This window comes from Streptomyces sp. NPDC058198 (assembly GCF_042882605.1).
In the GTDB taxonomy this organism is placed as follows: domain Bacteria; phylum Actinomycetota; class Actinomycetes; order Streptomycetales; family Streptomycetaceae; genus Streptomyces.
Genome location: NZ_JBHVVP010000006.1, coordinates 279,886 through 300,008 on the forward strand (window position 1 = coordinate 279,886; position 20,123 = coordinate 300,008).

Consider the following 20,123-nt stretch of genomic DNA (forward strand, 5'->3'; position numbering starts at 1 on the left):
GGAGGCATGCACACATGGGCATGAGCGTGACCATCTCAGCGGCGAGTGCGCAGGACGCGGAGCACATCCTGAAGCTGCAGTACCTGTGTTACCAGAACGAGGCCGAGCTCTACGGCGACTACACCATCGAGCCCCTCACCCAGACCCTCGACGACCTGCGGGCCGAACTCGACCATGGCCACGGCCTGGTGGCGCGCCTCGGCGACGAAGTGGTGGCCTCGGTACGGGGCAGTATCGACGCGACCGGCACCGCCCGGATCGCCAAACTCATCGTCCACCCGCGGATGCGGCGCCACGGTCTCGGCGGCCGACTGCTCGACGCCATCGAGGTGCATTTCGCGGGAGAGCCGGCCGCCCAGCGCTTCCAGCTCTTCACCGGCCATCGCAGCGAGGGCAATCTGCGGCTCTACCGCAGTCGCGGCTACGCGCCCGTGTCGACGGAGCAGACCGGTCCCCGGCTGCGACTCGTCACCCTGGAGAAGCAGGCGTCGGCCGGGGCGTACGTGGCCAGTGCCTGATCCGGCCGGACCTCGCGGACCGCGCCGCCCGTTCGGTGAGCGGTGGAATCCTCCCCGGCACGAGGGGGATTCCGCTCCTCACCGCCGTGAGCGGCGCAGCCACAGGATGCCGGTGACCGGCAGCAGTACGGGGATGAACAGATACCCCATGCCGTAGTCCGACCAGACCGTGGCGTCCGGGAAGGCGGCGGCCTCGGCCAGCGTCCAGGTCCCGACGGTCAGTACGCCCGCGAGCTCGGCGGCGCAGCACACCAGCGCCGCCTTCCGCGCCGCCTCCCCGCCGCGTACGAGGGTGTACGTGATGAACGCGTACACCACGGCGGCGACCGCGGAGAGAGCGTAGGCCAGCGGCGCCCGGTCGAACTCGGTGGCGATCTGGTAGACCGACCGGGACACGGCGCCGACCGACATCACGCCGTACAGCCAGACCAGCAGCAGACCGGGCCCCTGGACCAGCCTGGCCCGGGACGCCCCCTCGGCTGCCCCGTTCCCCGTCTCGTTCCCCGTCTTCTTGTGCGTCTTCGCGGCGCCGCTGGACCCGTCCATCGTCAGCCTCCCCAGATGTCGTGGAGCCGTACTTCCAGCACGGCCAGGACGACCGCCCCCGCCGAGACCGTCACCGAGCCCCAGCGGGTCCGCTCGCTCAGCGACAGAAAACCGGCCGCGGGCACCGCGAGCAGGGCACCGAGCAGATACGAGATGAAGATCACCGAGCCCTGGTCGGCCTTCTCACCGCGCGCCAGCTGCACGATCCCCACCACCAGCTGGGCCAGCGCCAGCACCGACACCACGGCCATGCCGATGAAGTGCCAGTCCTTGGTGGGCTGGTCGCGGTAGGCGGCGAAACCGCACCAGGCGGCGAGGGCGAGCGCGGCCACGGAGACCGTGACCGTCAGGGCGACAAGCATGGGCCCGAGAGTATTACGGCGCAAAAGGCCCGACACGCGCGCCCCCGCGTCAGCCGAAGGGCGCGGCAGCGACGGCCGGGCATGCGAACCGTGGCGTTGACCACACGGCGGGGCCGTACGGAGCTGATCGCGCAGGCGGCCGTGATCCCTCTTCCCGCCGTGTCGGCGCAGGTCACAGCCCGGAGAGCGGAGGCCGGAACGGTGCGACAGGTCTGTCCGCTATGCGGACGCGCCTCCTTCGTCAATAAGGACGTCTGTTTTACTTACCGCATGACCACGACGAGCAACCGCGCCCCCGCGACCGAGGCGATCACGACGCCCGGTGCTCGTTGTCTGTGTCGAATGTGCGCCAACTGAGGGCCCCTGCCTGAGTCTCGCGCCCCGAAGCGAGACCCGACAAAGTCCACGCGGCCGCGCCGAGTCCGTACGCCATGACAGCCCTGCCCTCAGGGCCGTAGAGCCGGACTGTGCCCGCCCGCCCCTCGCGCACGCCGCCCCCCGGTCACCCACCGACTCGGCCGTGCCGCGACGGAATGACGAATGCCCCGTGCCCGGCGGACATTTCGCCGCGCACTCGACAGTGACGGATACCCCTGTGATCACTACTACGGGCCTGACGAAGATCTACCGGCCCGCCCGGTCGCGAGGCCGTGAAGTCACCGCTCTCGACGGCGTCGACCTGCATGTCCGCGAGGGCGAGGTCTTCGGAGTCGTCGGACAGAGCGGCGCCGGAAAGTCCTCGCTCATCCGCTGCGTCAACCTCCTCGAACGCCCCACCGCCGGCAGCGTGCGCGTCGACGGCCAGGACCTCACCGCACTCGCCGGCCGCGGCCGGCGGGCCGGCAAGGAGCTGCGCCGGGCGCGCAGTTCGATCGGCATGGTCTTCCAGCACTTCAATCTGCTGTCCTCGCGCACGGTCAAGGACAACGTCGAACTGCCGCTGGAGATCCTCGGCGTCTCCGGCCAGGAGCGGGCACGCCGCGCGCTGGAGCTGCTGGACCTCGTCGGTCTCGCCGACAAGGCCAAGGTCTACCCCGCCCAGCTCTCCGGCGGCCAGAAGCAGCGCGTCGGTATCGCCCGCGCGCTGGCCGGCGACCCCAAGGTGCTGCTCTCCGACGAGGCGACCAGCGCCCTCGACCCCGAGACCACCCGCTCGATCCTCCAGCTGCTGCGCGACCTCAACCAGCAGCTCGGTCTGACGGTCCTGCTCATCACGCACGAGATGGAGGTCGTGAAGACGATCTGCGACTCGGCCGCGCTGATGGAGAAGGGCAGGATCGTCGAGTCCGGCACGGTCGGCGAACTGCTCGCCACCCCCGGCTCGCGGCTGGCCCAGGAGCTGTTCCCGGTGGGCGGGGCCCCGACGGGACCTGACCGTACGGTCGTCGATGTCACCTTCCACGGCGAGGCCGCCACCCAGCCGGTGATCTCGCAGCTCTCCCGGACGTACAACATCGACATATCGATCCTGGGCGCCGCGATGGACACCGTCGGCGGACGCCAGATCGGCCGGATGCGGATCGAACTGCCCGGCCGCTACGAGGACAACGTCGTGCCGGTCGGCTTCCTGCGCGAGCAGGGACTCCAGGTCGAGACCGTCGACGAACCCCATTCCGAACTGGTGAAGGAAAGTGCCACGTGACCTGGTCGGAAATGCAGCCGCTGCTGTCCCAGGGGACCATCGACACCCTCTACATGGTGCTGTGGTCCGCGCTCGTCACCCTCGCCGGCGGACTGCCGCTCGGCATCCTGCTCGTCCTCACCGACCAGGGCGGACTGCTGCAGAACGCCCCGGTGAACAAGGCCGTCGGCGTGGTCGTGAACATCGGCCGCTCGCTGCCGTTCATGATCCTGCTGATCGCGCTGATCCCGTTCACCACCCTGGTCATCGGCACCTTCATCGGCCCCACCGCGATGATCGTGCCGCTGGCGATCGGCGCCATCCCGTTCTTCGCGCGTCTCGTCGAGACGGCGATCCGCGAGGTCGACCACGGGCTGGTCGAGGCCGTCCAGGCGATGGGCGGCTCGATCCCCACCATCGTCCGCAAGGTGCTGCTGCCGCAGGCGCTGCCCTCACTGGTCTCCGCCGTCACCACCACCGTCATCGTGCTCATCGGCTACTCGGCCATGGCGGGAGCGGTGGGCGGCGAGGGCCTGGGATCCAAGGCCGTCACCTATGGCTTCCAGCGCTTCGAGAACGGCTTCATGATCGCCACGGTCGTGATCCTGATCGCCATCGTCACGGTGATCCAGCTGCTCGGTGACGGCGCCGTACGGCTGCTGGCGCGTCGCGGCCGTACCACTTCCTGAACCCCACTTCCTGAACCCCTGAGTTTCCCCCTACGGCCCGCACTCCTTGTCCGGGCTATCACCACCGCACCACCGGAAAGAGGCACTCTTCGTGCGCACCACCGTCAAGCTCACCGCGGCTGCCGCCGCCACCGCTGCCCTCGGCCTCAGCGCCTGCGGCACCGCCTCCGACCCGGGCGCCACCTCTGCGTCCGGCGCCGCCGACACGTCAAAGCCGCTGGTCGTCGCCGCGTCCCCGACGCCGCACGCCGACATCCTGAACTTCGTGAAGAAGAACCTGGCGGAGAAGGCCGGCCTCAATCTGGAGGTCAAGGAATTCACCGACTACGTCCTGCCGAACACCGCCACCGAGAGCGGTGAGGTCGGCGCCAACTTCTTCCAGCACAAGCCGTACCTGGACGACTTCAACAAGAAGAAGGGCACCCACATCGTGCCCGTCGTCAACGTCGAGCTGGAGCCCCTCGGCCTGTACTCCTCGAAGGCCAAGGACCTCAAGGACATCAGGTCCGGCCAGAGCATCGCGATCCCGAACGACACCACCAACGAGGGCCGTGCGCTCAAGCTGCTCGCGGACAACGGTCTGATCACGCTGAAGGACGGCGCCGGCACCGACGCCAACCTCTCCGACATCAAGGACGCGAAGGGCCTCACGTTCAAGGAGCTGGAGGCCGCCACGCTGCCGCGCGCCCTGAACGACGTCGACGCCGCCGTCATCAACGGCAACTACGCCATCGAGGCCGACCTCAAGCCCGCCCAGGACGCCCTGGCCCTGGAGAAGGCCGACGGCAACCCGTACGCCAACTTCCTCGCCGTCAAGAAGGGCAACGAGAGCGACCCGCGCGTGCTGAAGCTCGCGAAGCTCCTCAACTCGCCCGAGGTCAAGGAGTACATCGAGGACACCTACGACGGCTCGATCGTGCCCGCGTTCGGCGCGGCCGGCTAACCCCGTCGGGCAACCCCGCAAGTAGGCGCAGCAGTAACGTTCTTGTCAGCGAGGGCCCCGCACACGCCGGTCGTGCGCGGGGCCCACGCAGCCGTACGGACCCGGCCATGCGCGTCCCCGACCGGATGCTGCATGCTGTGCATTTACGACGGACTGAGGCATGGAGCTGCGCATGACTACCACCTTTCCGGACGTCTCCATCAGCACGGAGCGATTGGTGCTCCGCCCCTTCGAGCCGTCGGACATTCCGGCGCACATCGAGATGATGAACGACGAAATGGTCACCGCGTGGACCTCCGTGCCGCACCCGTACACCGCGGCGGACGCCGAGGAATGGGTCAGCCGGATCGCCCCCGCCGAACGCACCGAGGGGCGCGGCATCGTCTTCGCCGTCAACGAGTTCCTCACCCAGCGCCTCGTCGGCCTCGTTCATTTCCACAGCACCAACTGGCACATCCTCGCCACCGAGGCGGCCTATGTCACCGCCCCCTGGGCCCGCGGCGAGGGATACGCCACCGAATCGGTGCTCGCGGCAGCCCAGTGGCTCTTCCGCGACCAGAAGTTCGAGCGCATCGAGGTGCGCACGGCCGCCGACAACACCGCCTCCCAGCAGGTCGCGCAGAAGATCGGCTGTATCAGCGAAGGCGTCCTGCGCAACGCCTGGATAGCGCGTACGCAGACCGAGGACGGCGGCTGGACCGACATCCGCACCGATCTGATCGTCTGGAGCCTGCTGCCCGAGGACCTCGAAGGCGTCGCCGAACAGATGGCCGACGCGGGCGGCTACGCGTCCTTCACCGACTGGAACTGACGGCCGGACCCCCACCGCCCGGCCGCCCTCGTCCCGGGCCAGGTACTCTCACCGTGCTCACCCTGCCAGCTGTGACGACTTCGGGAGACTGACGACGATGGCCGACCGCGTCACGGTGATCGGCTGGGACGGTTCGCCCCTCACCGCCGCGGCCACGTCCGCCCTCTCCGCTGCCACGCTGGTGGCCGGGGCCGCCCACCATTTGGCACTCCCCGAGGTGCCGGCCGACGCCGAGCGCATCCGGCTCGGCAGCATCGAACTGGCGGCCCGCCGTATCGCCGGGCACCGCGGCAGCGCGGTGGTCCTCGCCGACGGCGACCCCGGCTTCTTCGGAGTCGTACGCACCCTGCGCGCGCCCGAACACGGCCTGGAGGTCGAAGTCGTCCCCGCGGTCTCCGCCGTGGCCAGCGCCTTCGCCCGCGCCGGGATGGCCTGGGACGACGCCCAGATCGTCGTCGCCCACCGCCGTACGCTGCGCCGCGCCATCAACGTCTGCCGGGCGCACACCAAGGTCGCCGTCCTCACCTCCCCGGGCGCAGGACCCGCCGAACTCGCGCTGCTCCTCGAAGGGGTCCACCGCACCTTCGTCATCTGCGAGGAACTCGGCACCGAGCGGGAACAGGTCACCGTCCTCACCTCCGAGAAGGCCGCCGACCATGTCTGGCGCGACCCCAATGTCGTGATCGTCGTCGGTGGGACCGGCACCGCGGCCTCGCCGTCCGGCGGTTGGATCGCCGGCCGTGACCCCGGATATCCGCCGGCTGTGCGGGGCTGGGCGCTGCCCACCGAGGAGTACGGCATCGACCTCGACGAGGGCGAGTCGACCTGGCTGCGCGCCGCCCAGCTGTCCCGCCTCGGCGCCAGGACCGGCGACCTGATCTGGGACATCGGCTCGGGCAGCGGCGCGCTCGCCGCCGAGGCGGCCCGCTTCGGCGCGGCCGTGATCGCCGTCGACGACGAGCCCGGAGCCTGTGCCAGCACGACAGCGGCCGCCCGGCGTGCGGGCGTTCAGCTCCAGGTCGTCCAGGGGCGAGCGCCGCACGTGCTGGAGCGGCTGCCCGAGCCCGATGTCGTACGGATCGGCGGCGGTGGCATCGACGTGGTCATCGCCTGCGCCGACCGCAGGCCCGAGCGGATCGTCACTCACGCGGCCACGCGCGACGAGGCCGAGGCGGTCGGAACGGCCTTGCGGGAAGGCGGATATGAGGTGGAGTGCGCCCTGCTCCAGTCCGTCGACCTGGACACCGGCGCCTGGTCCGAGCGCGAGCGATCCGTCGTCTTCCTGCTCTCCGGGCAGCGCCCCGACAGCGCCCCCTGACCCTGTTGCCGGACGGCGCGAGGTAGGCTGGCCGATCGTTGTACCGCTGCCGGGCGTTCGTCACTTCGTTGGTCAATGTCCGGAAAAGGGGCCCGTTTTGGACTCTCATGTGGTACGGCGGCAACCGGGGGACGCGCGACGTGGCGCAGCCCACAGCGGACCGTGGCGGAACTCCTGTCACGGCTGTGAATGGCCGCGAGAATGCTGGATGACCGCGCGCTGTTCGTGCCGCGCGGCGCCCACGCTCGTTGTAGTGGACGGGGGCCGGGAGCGCCGAAGATCGGGCGCCCCGGTGAAGGGCTGAAGGAGCACAACCAATGGGCGAGGGGTACGCATGACTGACACCGGCCAGGTCCCGGGCGAGGGACTGCCGGAGAACGCAGGCATGGTGGAGCAGCCGGGCATCCCCGCTCATGGCGCGTACACCTACCTCGACCCCTCCGCCCCCGCCACCGAGGACGAAGACCTGCTGCTGATGCCGAGCGCGCAGGGGGGGTGGAACGACCCCCAGGTGGTGCCCGCCGACTATGCCGTCCCCGAGGGGTACGCGGTCGAGGGGTATGCGGCCCCCGAGGGGTACGCGGCTCCGGAGGGGTACGTGGCTCCCGAAGGCTATGCCGTCGCCGAGGGGTACGCGGTCGCCGAGGGATACGCCACGCCTGAGGGGTACCCGGTCCCCGAGCAGACGCAGATCCAGCAGCAGGTGCCGCCCATAGAACAGGCGGAGCCGGTGTCACAGACGCAGACGCAGACGCAGACACAGGCGCAGGACGCGTACCGGACGCAGCAGGAATTTACCGCCGAGCAGCAGTTCCAGGCCCAGCCCGAGTACCAGGCCCAGGCTCAGTACCAGGAGCAGCCCGAGTACCAGGCCCAGGCCGAGTATCAGGCGCAGATGGGGCAGGCGCCGGTGGCGGTGGCCGTGGCCGAGGCGCCGGCTCAGGCGACCGCTCCCGCGGAGCCCGAAGAGGCCGTCGCTCAGCCCGCGCACGAGGCCGCCGCGCAGGGATCCATCGGGCGGGGACAGAACCTGCACCGGCCCGGCGCGCATGAAGCCGGTGGCCGGGATTCCGGTTCGGTGGACCTCAGGGGCGTGCGCTTCCCGTCGACCGTCTCGAACCCCACCCCGCCCCCCGTGCGCCGCCCGCTGCACCTGGGCCCTTCGGTGCCCGACCCGACCGGCGGTGTGGTCCGTTCGCTCGCCGACCGCGGACCGGCGGGCACGTCGGCGCACGCCGTCCGCGTACGGGCGAAGACCCAGGGGCCGCCCACCACGGGACCTGAGTACCTCGACGTCCCCCGTGAGGACCCGGACGTACTGCCAGGACCGCAGCTCAGCGAGGCTCTGCCGCAGGCCGGGGCCCCTTGGGTGGCCGAGCCGCCGCAGTCCGAGGCCGGGCCCGCGCCGGTGGAGGCGGAGGTGGCGGCAGAAACGGTCGTCCCGGAGCCGGTACCGGTCCAGGAGGTCGCGGAGCTGCCCGAGCCCACCCCTGAAGCCGCGCAGGAGCCCGAGCCGGTCCCCGTACAGGACGCCGCACAGGACCCGGCCGCCGCGGCCGAGTTCGTGCCGGTCGCCCCGGAGCCGGTCGAGCCTGCTCCGCCGGCCGAGCCCGTCGTCGCGGAGGCGCCGCCGGAGCCCGAGGCCGAAGCGGCCGAAGAGATCGCAGCAGAAGCGGAGGTCGAGATTCCGGTTGTCCCCGAGCCGGTCGCCGCCGAGCCGCTTACCCCCGAGCCGCTTACCCCCGAGTTGCTTACCCCCGAGCCGGTCGCCGCCGAGCAGGCCGCCGAGGAAGTACCCACCCCCGCCGTGGAGTTGCCCGCGCCCGAAGAGCCGGCCGAACAGGTCGCGGACCCGGTCCTGGCCCCGGAGCCGATCGCCCAGGCAGCGGAAGAGCCCGCGCCCGAATCGGAGCCCGTACCCGAGCCCGAGCCCGTATACGAGTCCGAGCCGGTATACGCACCCGAGCCCGTGTACGAGGCCGCACCGGAGCCCGCACCGGCACCGGAACTCCTCGGTGAGCCCGAGCCCGAGCCCGGCCTTCCGGAAGCCCCGGAACTCCCGGAAGTCCAGCCCGTACCGGCCGTCCAAGCCGTCCAGACCGTCGAAGAAGGCTCCCCCGCCGCGTCCGGGTACGACGACGCCGACCGCGAGGCCGTGCTCCGGGTGATGCGCGAGCGCCGTGACATCCGTAACGGCTTCCGTTCCGACCCCATCCCGCACGAGGTGCTGCTGCGCGTCCTGGAGGCCGCGCACACCGCGCCCAGCGTGGGCCACTCCCAGCCCTGGGACTTCGTCGTCATCCGCTCTGCCGAGACCCGGCGGTCCATGCACGAGCTGGCGCAGCGTCAGCGTGACGCGTACGCCAAGTCGCTGCCCAAGGGCAGGGCCAAGCAGTTCAAGGAACTGAAGATCGAGGCCATCCTCGACACCCCGGTGAACATCGTCGTCACCGCCGACCCGACGCGCGGTGGCCGGCACACCCTCGGCCGGCACACCCAGCCGCAGATGGCCCCGTACTCCTCCGCCCTCGCGGTGGAGAACCTCTGGCTCGCCTCCCGCGCCGAGGGTCTCGGCGTCGGCTGGGTCAGCTTCTTCGATGAGCGCGAGATGGTCCGTGCGCTGGGCCTTCCCGAGCACCTCGAAGTCGTGGCGTATCTGTGCGTCGGATACGTCGACGAGTTCCCCGAGGAGCCCGAGCTGATGCAGGCGGGCTGGTCCAAGCGCCGGCCGCTGTCGTGGGTCGTCCACGAGGAGACGTACGGCCGCCGCGCCCTGCCCGGCGAGGAACCGCACGATCTGCTCCAGGAGACCATCGCCGGGATCCGCCCGCTGGACGCCAAGGCGCTGGGGGAGGCGTGGGACCGGCAGAAGCGGATGACGAAGCCGGCCGGCGCGCTCGGCATGCTGGAGATCATCTCGGCGCAGCTGAGCGGGTTGTCCCGGCTCTGCCCGCCGCCGATTCCGGAGCCAGCCGCTGTCGCGATCTTCGCGGGTGACCACGGCGTGCATGCCCAGGGCGTGACCCCGTGGCCGCAGGAGGTCACGGGCCAGATGGTCGCCAACTTCCTGAGCGGCGGCGCGGTGTGCAACGCGTTCGCGACCCAGGTGGGGGCGGAGGTCTGTGTCGTGGACGTGGGCGTCGCGGGTGAGCTTCCGGCCTCGCCGGGGCTGCTGCCCCGTAAGGTCCGCGCCGGTACGGCCGACTTCACGACGGGCCCCGCGCTGAGCCGCGAGGAGGTCCTTTCGGCGATCGAGGTCGGTATCGAGACGGCCCGCGACCTGGTGTCCGCCGGTAACAAGGCGCTGCTCACCGGTGAGATGGGCATCGCCAACACAACGGTGTCGGCCGCCCTGATCTGCGTCTACACGGGCCAGGACCCGGCGGAGGTCACCGGGCGCGGCACCGGGATCAACGACGAGATGCACGCACGCAAGGTCGATGTCGTCCGGCGCGGCCTGGAACTGCACCGGCCGGACCCGGCCGACCCGGTGGGCGTCCTGGCGGCGGTCGGCGGCCTGGAGCACGCGGCGCTGGTCGGATTCCTGCTGGGCGGCGCGTCGATGCGTACGCCGGTGATTCTGGACGGCGTGAGCGCGGGAGCTGCGGCGCTGGTCGCGCGGGCCATCGCGCCGGAGGCGCTGGCGGCCTGCATCGCGGGCCACCGCAGCGCGGAGCCGGGCCATGTGGCAGCCCTGAACAAACTGGGCCTGCGCCCCCTGGTCGACCTGGACCTGCGACTCGGCGAGGGCACGGGCGCGCTGCTGGCCCTCCCGGTGATCCAGAGCGCGGCCAGGGCGATGCACGACGTGGCGACGTTCGACTCGGCGGGAGTGACGGAGAAGTAGGCCGTACGCGGCGGGCCCACCGGCCTGCACGCGCTGTACATCACGCCGTCCGGGCACGCGCCTGCGGAGCCCCCGGCCGTGTGCCGGCGCCGGCGCCCGTACCCGTACCGCGCCGGCGTTCGCACCCGCCCGCCCATGCCCGAGCCCCGCTCACCCACCCACGCCCGCCCACGCCCGGACCCCGCCCACACCGCGCAACGTAAGCTGGGCGCCGGGGCCGTCCCCCGCCCCCACCAGCCGCTTCGCCCTCGCAGCGGCCCCGCACCGATCGCCGCCCCCGAGGAGCCCGTAGCGACATGGCCGAGCACGCCGAGCACCCCGCCTACCCCGTCGGACTCCGCCTGTCCGGGCGGCGTGTTGTCGTCGTCGGCGGCGGTCAGGTCGCGCAGCGCAGGCTTCCCGCGCTCATCGCGGCCGGTGCCGACATCGTGCTCGTCTCGCCGTCCGCGAAGCCCTCCGTCGAGGCCATGGCGGAGGCCGGCGAGATCCGCTGGGAGCGCCGGCGGTACGCCGAGGGCGACCTCACCGACGCCTGGTACGCCCTGATCGCGTCCAGCGACCCCGCCGCCAACCACACCGCCTCCGCCGAGGCCGAGCGGAACCGGATCTGGTGCGTACGCAGCGACGACGCGGAGGCCGCCACCGCCTGGACCCCCGCCACCGGCCGCAGTGAGGGCGTCACTGTCGCCGTGCTCACCGGGCGTGACCCGCGCCGCTCCGCCGCCGTGCGGGACGCCATCGTCGAGGGCCTGCGCGACGGCACCCTCGCCGCGCCCCACCATCGCACCCGTACCCCCGGTGTGGCCCTGGTCGGGGGCGGCCCCGGCGACCCGGACCTGATCACCGTGCGCGGCCGGCGGCTCCTCGCCGAGGCGGATGTCGTCATCGCGGACCGCCTCGGCCCGCGCGACCTGCTCGCCGAGCTGCCGCCGCACGTCGAGGTGATCGACGCCGCGAAGATCCCGTACGGCCGCGCCATGGCCCAGGAGGCGATCAACGACGCGCTGATCGAGCACGCCAAGGCGGGCAAGGCCGTGGTCCGTCTCAAGGGCGGTGACCCCTTCGTCTTCGGACGCGGTATGGAGGAGGCGCACGCCCTCGCCGCGGCCGGCATCCCCTGCACGGTGGTGCCCGGTATCTCCAGCTCCATCAGCGTGCCGGGCGCCGCCGGAATCCCCGTCACCCACCGGGGCGTCGCCCATGAGTTCACCGTGGTCAGCGGCCATGTCACCCCCGACGACGACCGCTCACTCGTCGACTGGGCCGCGCTCGCGCGCCTGCGCGGCACGCTCGTCCTGCTGATGGCCGTCGACAAGATCGGCGCCATCGCCCAGGCGCTGATAGAACACGGCAAGGCCCCCGAGACGCCCGTCGCCCTCGTCCAGGAGGGCACCACCGCCGCCCAGCGGCGGGTGGACGCCACGCTCGCGACCGTGGGGGAGACCGTACGCACCGAGCGGGTACGGCCCCCGGCCGTCATCGTCATCGGCGATGTCGTCGCCCTCGGTGACGGGCAGTAACCATGCCCTCGGTGACGGGCAGTAACCAATCTTCCGCCCCCGCGTGGGCGCGCCATCCCGGACAAGGCAGTATCACCCTGTGGCTGAACTCATCACCGTCAACGACCCCGACGACCCGCGCCTTCGCGACTACACCGGCTTGACCGACGTCGAGTTGCGGCGCAGGCGCGAGCCCGCGGAAGGCCTGTTCATCGCCGAGGGCGAGAAGGTCATCCGGCGGGCCGGGCAGGCCGGCTACGCGATGCGGTCGATGCTGCTCTCGGCCAAGTGGGTCGACACCATGCGGGACATCATCGACGAGGTCCCGGCCCCGGTGTACGCGGTGAGCCCCGAGCTGGCCGAGCGGGTCACCGGCTACCACGTGCACCGCGGCGCCCTCGCCTCCATGCAGCGCAAACCGCTGCCGACGACCGCTGAGGTGCTCCGTACGGCCCGCCGCGTCGCCGTCATGGAGGCGGTCAACGACCACACCAACATCGGCGCGATCTTCCGTAGCGCGGCGGCCCTCGGGATGGACGCCGTCCTGCTCTCCCCGGACTGCGCCGACCCGCTCTACCGCCGCTCGGTGAAGGTCTCCATGGGCGCGGTGTTCTCCGTTCCGTACGCCCGGCTCGACGGCTGGCCCACGGCGCTGGACGCCGTACGGGAAGCGGGCTTCAGGCTGCTCGCGCTCACGCCCGACGAGAAGGCCTCCCCCATGGACGCGGCCGCCCCGCACCGGCTGGAGCGCGTCGCGCTGATGCTCGGCGCGGAGGGTGACGGACTGTCACGGCGGGCGCTCGACGCCGCCGACGAGTGGGTCCGTATCCCCATGGCGCACGGCGTGGACTCACTGAATGTCGGCGCCGCCGCGGCGGTCGCCTTCTACGCGGTCACCACGGGCCGGCCCGAGAACTGACCCGGCGGCATACGGTTCCCGCTCAGAGCTGCTGGGCCGCCGCGATCCCCAGGGCGACGATCAGCGTCACGACGACGAAGACGATCAGCCGCTGCCGCAGCAGACGGGGGTTGGCGGGCCGCCGTCCGGCCGATGTCGTGCGTGGGCCGGTGCCCTGACGGCCCGTAGTGCCCGCGCTGCCCGTACGCGAGGCGCCGCGGGGGCGCGGGGGGCGCGAGCCGCCGGTACGGGGCGACGAGCCGGTGCGCGACGACGAGCCGGCGCCCCGGGGGGCGGAAGGACGAGACGAGTGGGTGCCGGACGCGCCCGGCGTACGGCCCTGGGCGCCGCGCTCGACGACGCGCTCCGTGTACCGCTCCGTCAGCCGCCCCGTCGGCACCTCCGCGCCGCGCTCCCGCTGCACGGGCGGCCGGCCCTCCGAGAGCCCCTGGGCCTCCCTGGCCGCGATCTCCTTGAGCCGCATCGACAGTTGGAGCGTGCTGGGGCGCTCCTCCGGATCCTTGGCGAGACACGCCCGCACCAGCGGCGCGAGGGCGTCGGGCATCCCGTACAGCTGTGCCTCCTCATGCACCACCCGGTAGAGCATGACCTCGGAACTGCCGTGCCCGAAGGGGGAATCGGCGGTCGCGGCATAGGCGAGCGTCGCCCCCAGCGAGAACACGTCCGTGGCCGGGGTCACCGCCGCGCCCCGCACCTGCTCGGGGGCGAGGAAGCCGGGCGACCCGACCGCCGTACCGACATGCGTCAGCGTGCTCGCGCCGGTGGCCCAGGCGATGCCGAAGTCGATGATGCGCGGGCCCTTGGGGGACAGAAGAATGTTCGAAGGCTTGAGATCGCGATGGACGACCCCGGCCTCGTGCACGGCCACCAGGCCCTCGGACAGCGCCGCACCCACCGAGGCCACCTCGGCCGCGGAGAGAGGACCGTCCTCGGCGACCTTGTCGTGCAGTGAGGGCCCCGGCACGTACTGGGTGGCGAACCACGGCCGGTCCGCGTCGAGATCCGCGGCCACCAGCCGGGCCGTACAGCCGCCCCGGATCCGCCGCGCGGCGGAGACCTCGCGGGCGAACCGCGACCGGAATTCCTGGTCCTCGGCCAGATCGGGCCGGATCACCTTCAGCGCGACCCGCTGGCCGCGCCGGTCGGAACCCAGATAGACGACACCCATGCCGCCTGCGCCCAGCCGCCGGTGGAGCCTGAACGAACCGACGACACGCGGGTCCTCGCGCCGGAGCCGCATCATCGCCATGTCCATCCCCGCTGCCCGGTCGTCCGTGTGACGTGGCACAGCTTACGTACCCGCGCCCCGGTGTGCTCATAGGCCGCGCCCTCGCGGGCCGTCCGATTGTCAGTGCCGGGTGGGAAACTTGAAGAGTGGCCGGGGGATGGCGGATTCCACGTCCTCAGGCCCGTGCGAGATCTCAATGGTCCGTCGCAGAAGGGGGATTGGATCGTGAAGGGTGACCGTGTGGAGATAGTCGTGGACGCGGGAGACACGACTCGGACGTACGAAGTAGTGGCAAGCCGGGCAGGCCGCCGGGTGGAGACGGCGGTGCGCCGGGGCGTGGTGGAAGTGAGCGAAGTCACCCGCAATGGATCAGTGGTGCGGACGGCGCGTTTCATGGCCACCCGGGTGCTCGCGCTGGTCGAGCAGCCGGTGCCCCGGGAGGACTCCTCGGAGCGTCCCCTCAGGGAAGACCCCAAGGCGTAGGCCCGCCTCTCCACCCAGGGGAGTACACCACCGGTACGCGGCTCATCCTCCGGGAGGCCCGGCAATCGGTACGCGGGCATGACGCCCGGGTCCTGTCGCGTCCCTAATGTTGAAGTCAAGCGGCGAGTGCGGCACTCGTCCCCCGAGGTAAGACACTCGCCGCTGTCGGCAGAACAGGAGAGGGACCATGGCGGACACGGCATCGCGGGCAATGATCCGCACGCAGGGACGCAGGGCGTTCGCCGCGTTCGGCGGACGCCGGTCCGGCACGCGTCACCCGTTGGTGGCGACGGCCATGGTCCTTCCTCTGGCGACACTGCTCGTGGTCGTCTTCGGCGGCTGGGAAGCGGTGGTCACACAAGCGTCGTCCGTGGGAGTGATGCTGGGGCGCTGAGCGGCGCCCCAGACCCGGGAGAGCGGCCCGGGTCGGGGACATCCGACCAACAACCCCGTGGGGACGGGGGTGCGGCGGACGGCAGCGTTTGGCCGGTCAGCTGGGGAGCTGACCGGCCATCGCGCTGCCCACGATCGTCGGGGTCGGGGGCGTGAGCTCCGGGCTCGTGCTCCTGCGACGGCACTAGGGCCTGTCCGGTCGATCTTCGTGGGTCAGCCCGCGGCGTCCGGTGCGGTGCATCGCAAGGCGGAGGATCGTCCTCGTACTGGACGTACTTGGACGACTCCGACAACGCGGCGAGGTGCCGTGCCGGGCGTCGCGGGCCCGCGAAGATCGACCGGACAGGGCCTAGGCTCCGGGCATGTCTCCTGACAACGTGACGGTTCGTACCCTCGACGGTCTGTCCCTGGCGGCCACGCTCGTAACGCCCTCGGCGCCCAGCTCGCAATCCGTCGTACTCGTTCATGGCGGAGGGGTCACCCGTGAGGAAGGCGGCTTCTTCGCACGTCTCGCCGACGGTCTGGCGGAGGCCGGCGTGGCGTCCTTGCGCTTCGATCTGCGCGGCCACGGTGAGAGTGAAGGCCGACAGGAGGAATTGACGCTGTCGGCTGTCCTCAATGACATTCGCGTGAGCATTGAGGAGGTCCGAGAGCGAACCGGTGCACGGAATGTCACCTTGCTCGGCGCCAGCTTCGGCGGCGGTATCTGTGCCTACTATGCCGCCAAGCACCCCGACGAGCTCACGCGCCTGGTGCTGTTCAACCCGCAATTCGACTACAAAAAGCGCACCATTGACAGCCGTTCGTACTGGACGAGCGACCGTCTGGACGACGAGGCGGCGCAGCAACTCTCGGAACAAGGTTTTATCCAGTTCACACCGACGCTCAAGCACGGTCGCCCCATCTTCAACGAGGTCTTCTGGCTCAAACCTCACGAAGCGCTCGGTGAAGTGCGGACGCCGACACTCATCGTGCATGGCACGAAAGACACATTCGTGCCTATCGAATCATCGCGGTCCGCCGTCGAGCAATTTGCCGGTCCCTGTAAATTGGTGGAGATCGAGGGCTCTCAGCACGGCTTTGCGGTACACGACGATCCGCAATACCGAGAGCCCCAAAGTCGGGAGTGGCAAGCCTTCGTCATTCGTGTCGTGGCCGACTGGCTGAGCAGCGTATAGAGCTTACGCCACACAGAGAGACTTTCGGAATGCGCGCACCGCGGGTCGGCCGCTCCAACGGCTCAGCGTGTGCAATACCTCGCTCAAAACCCGTATGGTCCGTTCTGATTTCATTTCGAGCGCGACGTCCGCCGACGATTTTCCGACCCTCGCCGCTTCATCCGGTTCACCACTGAGCGCCAATGCGGCCGCACGCCGAGCATTGAAAAAACCGGCGTCGCGGTTGGACAGTGAACCGGAGGCGATCACATCGCTGAACAGATCAGAGGCAAGGCTCGGCTTGCCGGCCTCGGTGTACGTCACCGCATTGCGGAGAAGTAGCGTGTTCACAGCGAAGTACGAGCCAAGCGTGTCCGGTTGTCCGTCCGGGAGACCGGTCAGCATGCTGTGCGCGTCATCGAGTTTTTGTTGTACGGCATGCAGCGGTTCGCCGAGCATCGCGTACCCGAGTGCTTCCTGCTGCGTGGCTTCGGCCTGTACACGGACCGGTAGGTTCCAGCGGTCATGCCGGGCAGCTTGAGCCAGCGTAAGAAGCCGCAACGCGTCGCGTTCGTCGTAGGCCATCTGGGACTTCTTGAGGAGCACATAGCCCTGCATGGCGGGGTCGTTGGCTTCCTGTGCCCACTCCATGGCGCGGTCGTACCAGAAACCGGCGATGGTCGGCTGGTGTATATCCCGGTACAGCCAACCAACGAACTCTGCGCCATCGGCACCGACAGACAGCAGTTCCTGCCGCACGGCCGGCTTCACATCTCGAGCGCTCTGTTCAATGGCACCGAGGAGACCGAGCATCGCAGGCAGTGTTTTCTTGGGTCCGCGTGCACCGTCCGCGCGCTTTGCCTGTTCCAGCTGTGTGCGGAAGTATGCGATGACCGGCCCGTCAAGGTAACGGCGGGCGTCTTGCAGTGCGGCGGCAATATGATGTAGGTCGTCCAAACCGAGTCCTGGCAGGGCTGCGGCGGCGATTCCGCTCTTGAGGACAGTGCGACGATTCAGCGGACTCATGGTGTCTCGTTCCGTGGCGCTTCGGGCATCAGCCGACTCTGCCCATGGGTCAAGAAGTCCGCCAAGACCGTTTGCTTCCACCGTACGAGCATCCAACGGCAGAAATACGGAGCGGCCATTGATGACAACCGGCAAAAGCATGCCGGCCGCAGGCGTATCCGGCGCCGATTGGAGTGTTTCCACGGACTCATGAACTGATGCGGTGGTGGAGGATTTACTGTGCGGCAGCTTGAACCACAGTAAGTCAGCCAGAATGCCCAAGCTGTGCGCCCAGCTCATGAGTTTGCCGAGGTCTTGAGGTGGAGCGCCGTTCTCAATGCGGCTCAGTTGGGCCTGATTCAAGCCGAGCCATCCGGCTACGGATTCCTGCGAGAGGGCGCGGCCGTGGTGAGGATGCGTCCGGTAGGCATAGAAGACCTTGCCCATGTGCCAGCTCGCCAGGGCTTCGCGCATCCGCTCGGCTCGCCAGAACTCATCCGGCACTGTCGGGGCCCGGGTGAGGGCACGCGACTGTGTCTGCCGCTGGCAGGCGGTGCAGAGCCGGCTCTGGTTGTCGTGGGCCAGCCGAGTACCGCAAGAGCAGTGGCGAACCTGTTGTGCCATATGCCGTACTCCGACCACCCGGTTCCCGCTTGCCGTGTGCCAAGCCTAGAGAACGTAGGCCCCTGCCGTCCGCCCGTCTATGCGTCTGATGCATATCCGCTCATGCGGCACCGCCATGACATCCGACGGCGGACACCAACCAGGCTCAGGCCGTGCCTCACCCCCGAGCACGCCAAGGAGCAGCTGTATGACCATCTCGAACAACCGGCCACCCCTACTCGGCTACATCCGTCTATGTACGGGGATGGATGTTGAAGGCGCAATCGGGCTACGGAGGTCGCTGTTTGCCTTCGCCGAGCATGCAGGATTTGAACTGGATGACGTGTATATCGAGGACGGCCCTGGACAACGCCTCGGCGTCTGGAGTGCGTTGATTTCTGATTGCCGGTCGGGAGACGTACGTGACGTCGTCGTTCCGTCGTCGGATCACTTTCACCACACCCTCGAATTGGCCGAATTCATGCGAGGCGAACTCGCAAACGCCATTAATGGCACGGTCTGGGTGGCGCATCGGCACGCAAACGAGGTGGCGAGCCGCGATGCCTAAGCCGCCGCAGACCGTCAGCCGTATTACGTTTGCAGCCACGGTGACCGCGGTGAGCTGTGCGCGAATGTTCGCCGGCCATGTCTTGGATTCGTGGCATCTCGCCCAGCTCATCGATGATGTGCAGCTTATCGCCTCGGAGCTTGTCACCAACGCCGTAAAGGCCACCGGTGTTCTCGACCCGGAACCCAGCTGTGCCGACCTCGGCGCTGTGGCGATCATCGGCGTGCAAATCAGAATCGATGGTGACCGGCTTTACATCGAAGTATGGGACAGCAGCTCACAGCGGCCGGTCATGCGGCCCAGCAGTTCGGAGGAAGAGTCCGGACGCGGCTTGCTACTGGTGGAAATGCTCAGTAACCGGTGGGGCGTTTACCGGCCGGAGAGTGGCGGGAAAATTGTCTGGGCCGAACTATGGCTGACCAATGCGATGAAAGTGCCATCCATCGCCGCTCCCGAAATTATTCCACTCCCAAAGCGCGTACAGCGTGCAATGGCTACTGGAATTACTGCGGCGTACGTCAGCTCGGACAGGGCGCTTATGGAGCGGCTACTCGTTGACGTGCATGATGCGCGTGCGGCCGCGGGTGGCCCGTAGGCTCCGGGGGACACGTCGCATCCCGGGGGGTCAGCATGGCCGTATCCGTCATACGCGCGCTCGGCCTCGTCGCGCGGGAGGCCGCTCATCCCTCCTCGGGCTCGCGGGGCTGTTCCGCCTGCGGGGAGGGGGAGGCCGTGTTGGCGGACCGGGTCGATGGGGTTGTCGTACGGCACGGCGGGGCCGTCGCCAAGGCTCATGCTGACGGTACGGACGCCGCCGGGCACCGTGCCAGGCTGGCCGTCGCCGGGCATGCGTGTCTCGCCGGGATCCTGCTGCCGCCGCTTCCGACGGCCGGTGAGCATCTGCAGGGGCGGCCCGTCACCACCTGGCCCTACGGCGTGCCCGTCGATCCCGCCGACCCGGACGCCGCCCCCTGGGAGGAAGCCGGGGCGCTCGTCGCACGGCTGCACGCCGTCCCTCTCACCGCCCTCACCACCGCCATCGGCACCCTGCCGCCCATGCGAGGCCCGGCCAAGGCCGCTCGCGCCGTCGCCCGGATGCGCGCCGTCGGACACCGTTCCGCCGCCGTTCCCGTGCGGCGCGCCTGGGAGCTGCTGCCCGCCTGGGCCCGCGACGAGGCGCGCTCGCCGGGGCCGCGCGCCCTGTGCCACGGCGACCTGCACCTCGGCCAGCTCGTGCGCCACCCCGCGCCCGACGGCCCCTGGCTGCTCATCGACGTGGACGACCTCGGAACCGGCGATCCCGCCTGGGACTTGGCCCGCCCAGCTGCCTGGTACGCCGCGGGACTGCTGCCGCCGGAGGCCTGGCAGCGTTTCCTGGGCGCCTACCGCTCCGCACAGGGCCCCGCCGTGCCCGCCGACGGCGATCCCTGGCCCCAACTGGACGTCGCCGCCCGCGCCCTCACCGTGCAGACCGCCGCGCTCGCCATCGCCAAATCCGCCGCCGAGGGCCGTGATCTCGACGAGGCCGAGCGGTTGATGATCGACGCCTGCGCCCGAATGACGGTCGGCGCAACCGAGTTGCCGTCGGGGACGTCGTCGTAGGGTGAACGGAC

Annotated in this window: 19 protein-coding genes; 15 read left to right on the forward strand and 4 right to left on the reverse strand. The window is 70.0% G+C overall.

The genetic code is table 11. The features are described from left to right. Positions 1–14 precede the first annotated feature (14 nt). A complete protein-coding gene (locus ACFVWW_RS22450) occupies positions 15–518 on the forward strand; it encodes a GNAT family N-acetyltransferase (RefSeq protein ID WP_384185527.1) in 504 nt (167 codons plus the stop codon). 78 nt (positions 519–596) lie between these two features. On the opposite strand, the gene ACFVWW_RS22455 is transcribed toward ACFVWW_RS22450, so the two are convergent. Both ACFVWW_RS22455 and ACFVWW_RS22460 read right to left on the reverse strand, forming a co-directional pair. After that, entirely contained in the window at positions 597–1,064 is a 468-nt protein-coding gene (locus ACFVWW_RS22455) for a hypothetical protein (RefSeq protein WP_386878758.1), read from the reverse strand. A 2-nt stretch (positions 1,065–1,066) separates the two neighbouring features. Continuing rightward, complete coding sequence (locus ACFVWW_RS22460; protein ID WP_384185533.1) at positions 1,067–1,426, reverse strand: hypothetical protein; 360 nt, start codon at positions 1,424–1,426, stop codon at positions 1,067–1,069. A gap of 547 nt (positions 1,427–1,973) precedes the next feature. Here ACFVWW_RS22460 and ACFVWW_RS22465 point away from each other — a divergent pair. The 8 genes from ACFVWW_RS22465 (at position 1,974) to ACFVWW_RS22500 (ending at position 13,073) form a co-directional block, all read left to right on the forward strand. Next, the gene (locus ACFVWW_RS22465) at positions 1,974–3,068 is read left to right on the forward strand and encodes a methionine ABC transporter ATP-binding protein (RefSeq protein WP_384185536.1); all 1,095 of its coding nucleotides are present in this window, start codon (positions 1,974–1,976) and stop codon (positions 3,066–3,068) included. After that, a complete protein-coding gene (locus ACFVWW_RS22470) occupies positions 3,065–3,736 on the forward strand; it encodes a methionine ABC transporter permease (protein WP_384185538.1) in 672 nt (223 codons plus the stop codon). The genes ACFVWW_RS22465 and ACFVWW_RS22470 overlap by 4 nt, the downstream gene beginning before the upstream one ends. A 91-nt stretch (positions 3,737–3,827) precedes the next feature. Then, complete coding sequence (locus ACFVWW_RS22475) at positions 3,828–4,679, forward strand: MetQ/NlpA family ABC transporter substrate-binding protein (protein WP_386878759.1); 852 nt, start codon at positions 3,828–3,830, stop codon at positions 4,677–4,679. A gap of 172 nt (positions 4,680–4,851) precedes the next feature. Continuing rightward, positions 4,852–5,490 (forward strand): GNAT family N-acetyltransferase, encoded by a 639-nt coding sequence (locus ACFVWW_RS22480; protein ID WP_384185544.1) that lies wholly within the window; start codon positions 4,852–4,854, stop codon positions 5,488–5,490. A 97-nt stretch (positions 5,491–5,587) separates the two neighbouring features. Further along, positions 5,588–6,808: a precorrin-6y C5,15-methyltransferase (decarboxylating) subunit CbiE gene (gene cbiE, locus ACFVWW_RS22485; protein WP_386878760.1), complete on the forward strand. Its 1,221-nt coding sequence runs from the start codon at positions 5,588–5,590 to the stop codon at positions 6,806–6,808. A gap of 334 nt (positions 6,809–7,142) precedes the next feature. Further along, positions 7,143–10,655: a nicotinate-nucleotide--dimethylbenzimidazole phosphoribosyltransferase gene (gene cobT, locus ACFVWW_RS22490; protein ID WP_386878761.1), complete on the forward strand. Its 3,513-nt coding sequence runs from the start codon at positions 7,143–7,145 to the stop codon at positions 10,653–10,655. 296 nt (positions 10,656–10,951) lie between these two features. Then, entirely contained in the window at positions 10,952–12,175 is a 1,224-nt protein-coding gene (gene cobA / locus ACFVWW_RS22495; protein WP_384330137.1) for a uroporphyrinogen-III C-methyltransferase, read from the forward strand. A gap of 79 nt (positions 12,176–12,254) precedes the next feature. Continuing rightward, positions 12,255–13,073 (forward strand): TrmH family RNA methyltransferase, encoded by an 819-nt coding sequence (locus tag ACFVWW_RS22500; RefSeq protein WP_386878762.1) that lies wholly within the window; start codon positions 12,255–12,257, stop codon positions 13,071–13,073. 22 nt (positions 13,074–13,095) lie between these two features. On the opposite strand, the gene ACFVWW_RS22505 is transcribed toward ACFVWW_RS22500, so the two are convergent. After that, the gene (locus ACFVWW_RS22505) at positions 13,096–14,322 is read right to left on the reverse strand and encodes a protein kinase (RefSeq protein WP_386878834.1); all 1,227 of its coding nucleotides are present in this window, start codon (positions 14,320–14,322) and stop codon (positions 13,096–13,098) included. 204 nt (positions 14,323–14,526) lie between these two features. Here ACFVWW_RS22505 and ACFVWW_RS22510 point away from each other — a divergent pair, with 204 nt between their 5' ends. From ACFVWW_RS22510 to ACFVWW_RS22520, 3 genes are all read left to right on the forward strand, one after another. Then, positions 14,527–14,784, forward strand: a complete 258-nt coding sequence (locus ACFVWW_RS22510; protein WP_384185558.1) for a hypothetical protein — start codon at positions 14,527–14,529, stop codon at positions 14,782–14,784. 187 nt (positions 14,785–14,971) lie between these two features. Further along, the gene (locus tag ACFVWW_RS22515; protein ID WP_384185561.1) at positions 14,972–15,178 is read left to right on the forward strand and encodes a hypothetical protein; all 207 of its coding nucleotides are present in this window, start codon (positions 14,972–14,974) and stop codon (positions 15,176–15,178) included. A 361-nt stretch (positions 15,179–15,539) separates the two neighbouring features. Next, positions 15,540–16,355 carry an alpha/beta hydrolase gene (locus tag ACFVWW_RS22520; RefSeq protein WP_386878763.1) on the forward strand — a complete coding sequence of 272 codons (816 nt, stop codon included), beginning with the start codon at positions 15,540–15,542 and terminating at the stop codon, positions 16,353–16,355. Positions 16,356–16,358: 3 nt separating this feature from the next. Here the strand turns inward: ACFVWW_RS22520 and ACFVWW_RS22525 are convergent, their stop codons facing one another. Beyond that, positions 16,359–17,963, reverse strand: coding sequence for an XRE family transcriptional regulator (locus tag ACFVWW_RS22525; protein WP_386878764.1), 1,605 nt, complete (start codon positions 17,961–17,963; stop codon positions 16,359–16,361). Between the two features lie 187 nt (positions 17,964–18,150). Between ACFVWW_RS22525 and ACFVWW_RS22530 the strand changes: the two genes are divergently transcribed. The 3 genes from ACFVWW_RS22530 to ACFVWW_RS22540 are packed head-to-tail and all read left to right on the forward strand — an operon-like array spanning position 18,151 to position 20,112. Beyond that, on the forward strand, positions 18,151–18,510 hold the full coding sequence (locus tag ACFVWW_RS22530; protein WP_386878765.1) for a recombinase family protein: 360 nt from the start codon (positions 18,151–18,153) through the stop codon (positions 18,508–18,510). Continuing rightward, complete coding sequence (locus ACFVWW_RS22535; protein ID WP_386878766.1) at positions 18,503–19,105, forward strand: ATP-binding protein; 603 nt, start codon at positions 18,503–18,505, stop codon at positions 19,103–19,105. The genes ACFVWW_RS22530 and ACFVWW_RS22535 overlap by 8 nt, the downstream gene beginning before the upstream one ends. Before the next feature lie 35 nt (positions 19,106–19,140). Beyond that, positions 19,141–20,112, forward strand: a complete 972-nt coding sequence (locus ACFVWW_RS22540; protein ID WP_386878767.1) for a phosphotransferase — start codon at positions 19,141–19,143, stop codon at positions 20,110–20,112. Positions 20,113–20,123: the final 11 nt, after the last annotated feature.

Coding starts and splice junctions, on each gene's coding strand:
- ACFVWW_RS22450 (WP_384185527.1), top strand. CDS start 15: ATGGGCATGAGCGTGACCATCTCAGCGGCGAGTGCGCAGGACGCGGAG.
- ACFVWW_RS22455 (WP_386878758.1), bottom strand. CDS start 1,064: ATGGACGGGTCCAGCGGCGCCGCGAAGACGCACAAGAAGACGGGGAAC.
- ACFVWW_RS22460 (WP_384185533.1), bottom strand. CDS start 1,426: ATGCTTGTCGCCCTGACGGTCACGGTCTCCGTGGCCGCGCTCGCCCTC.
- ACFVWW_RS22480 (WP_384185544.1), top strand. CDS start 4,852: ATGACTACCACCTTTCCGGACGTCTCCATCAGCACGGAGCGATTGGTG.
- cbiE (WP_386878760.1), top strand. CDS start 5,588: ATGGCCGACCGCGTCACGGTGATCGGCTGGGACGGTTCGCCCCTCACC.
- cobT (WP_386878761.1), top strand. CDS start 7,143: ATGACTGACACCGGCCAGGTCCCGGGCGAGGGACTGCCGGAGAACGCA.
- cobA (WP_384330137.1), top strand. CDS start 10,952: ATGGCCGAGCACGCCGAGCACCCCGCCTACCCCGTCGGACTCCGCCTG.
- ACFVWW_RS22505 (WP_386878834.1), bottom strand. CDS start 14,322: ATGGCGATGATGCGGCTCCGGCGCGAGGACCCGCGTGTCGTCGGTTCG.
- ACFVWW_RS22515 (WP_384185561.1), top strand. CDS start 14,972: ATGGCGGACACGGCATCGCGGGCAATGATCCGCACGCAGGGACGCAGG.
- ACFVWW_RS22520 (WP_386878763.1), top strand. CDS start 15,540: ATGTCTCCTGACAACGTGACGGTTCGTACCCTCGACGGTCTGTCCCTG.
- ACFVWW_RS22525 (WP_386878764.1), bottom strand. CDS start 17,963: ATGGCACAACAGGTTCGCCACTGCTCTTGCGGTACTCGGCTGGCCCAC.
- ACFVWW_RS22530 (WP_386878765.1), top strand. CDS start 18,151: ATGACCATCTCGAACAACCGGCCACCCCTACTCGGCTACATCCGTCTA.
- ACFVWW_RS22535 (WP_386878766.1), top strand. CDS start 18,503: ATGCCTAAGCCGCCGCAGACCGTCAGCCGTATTACGTTTGCAGCCACG.
- ACFVWW_RS22540 (WP_386878767.1), top strand. CDS start 19,141: ATGGCCGTATCCGTCATACGCGCGCTCGGCCTCGTCGCGCGGGAGGCC.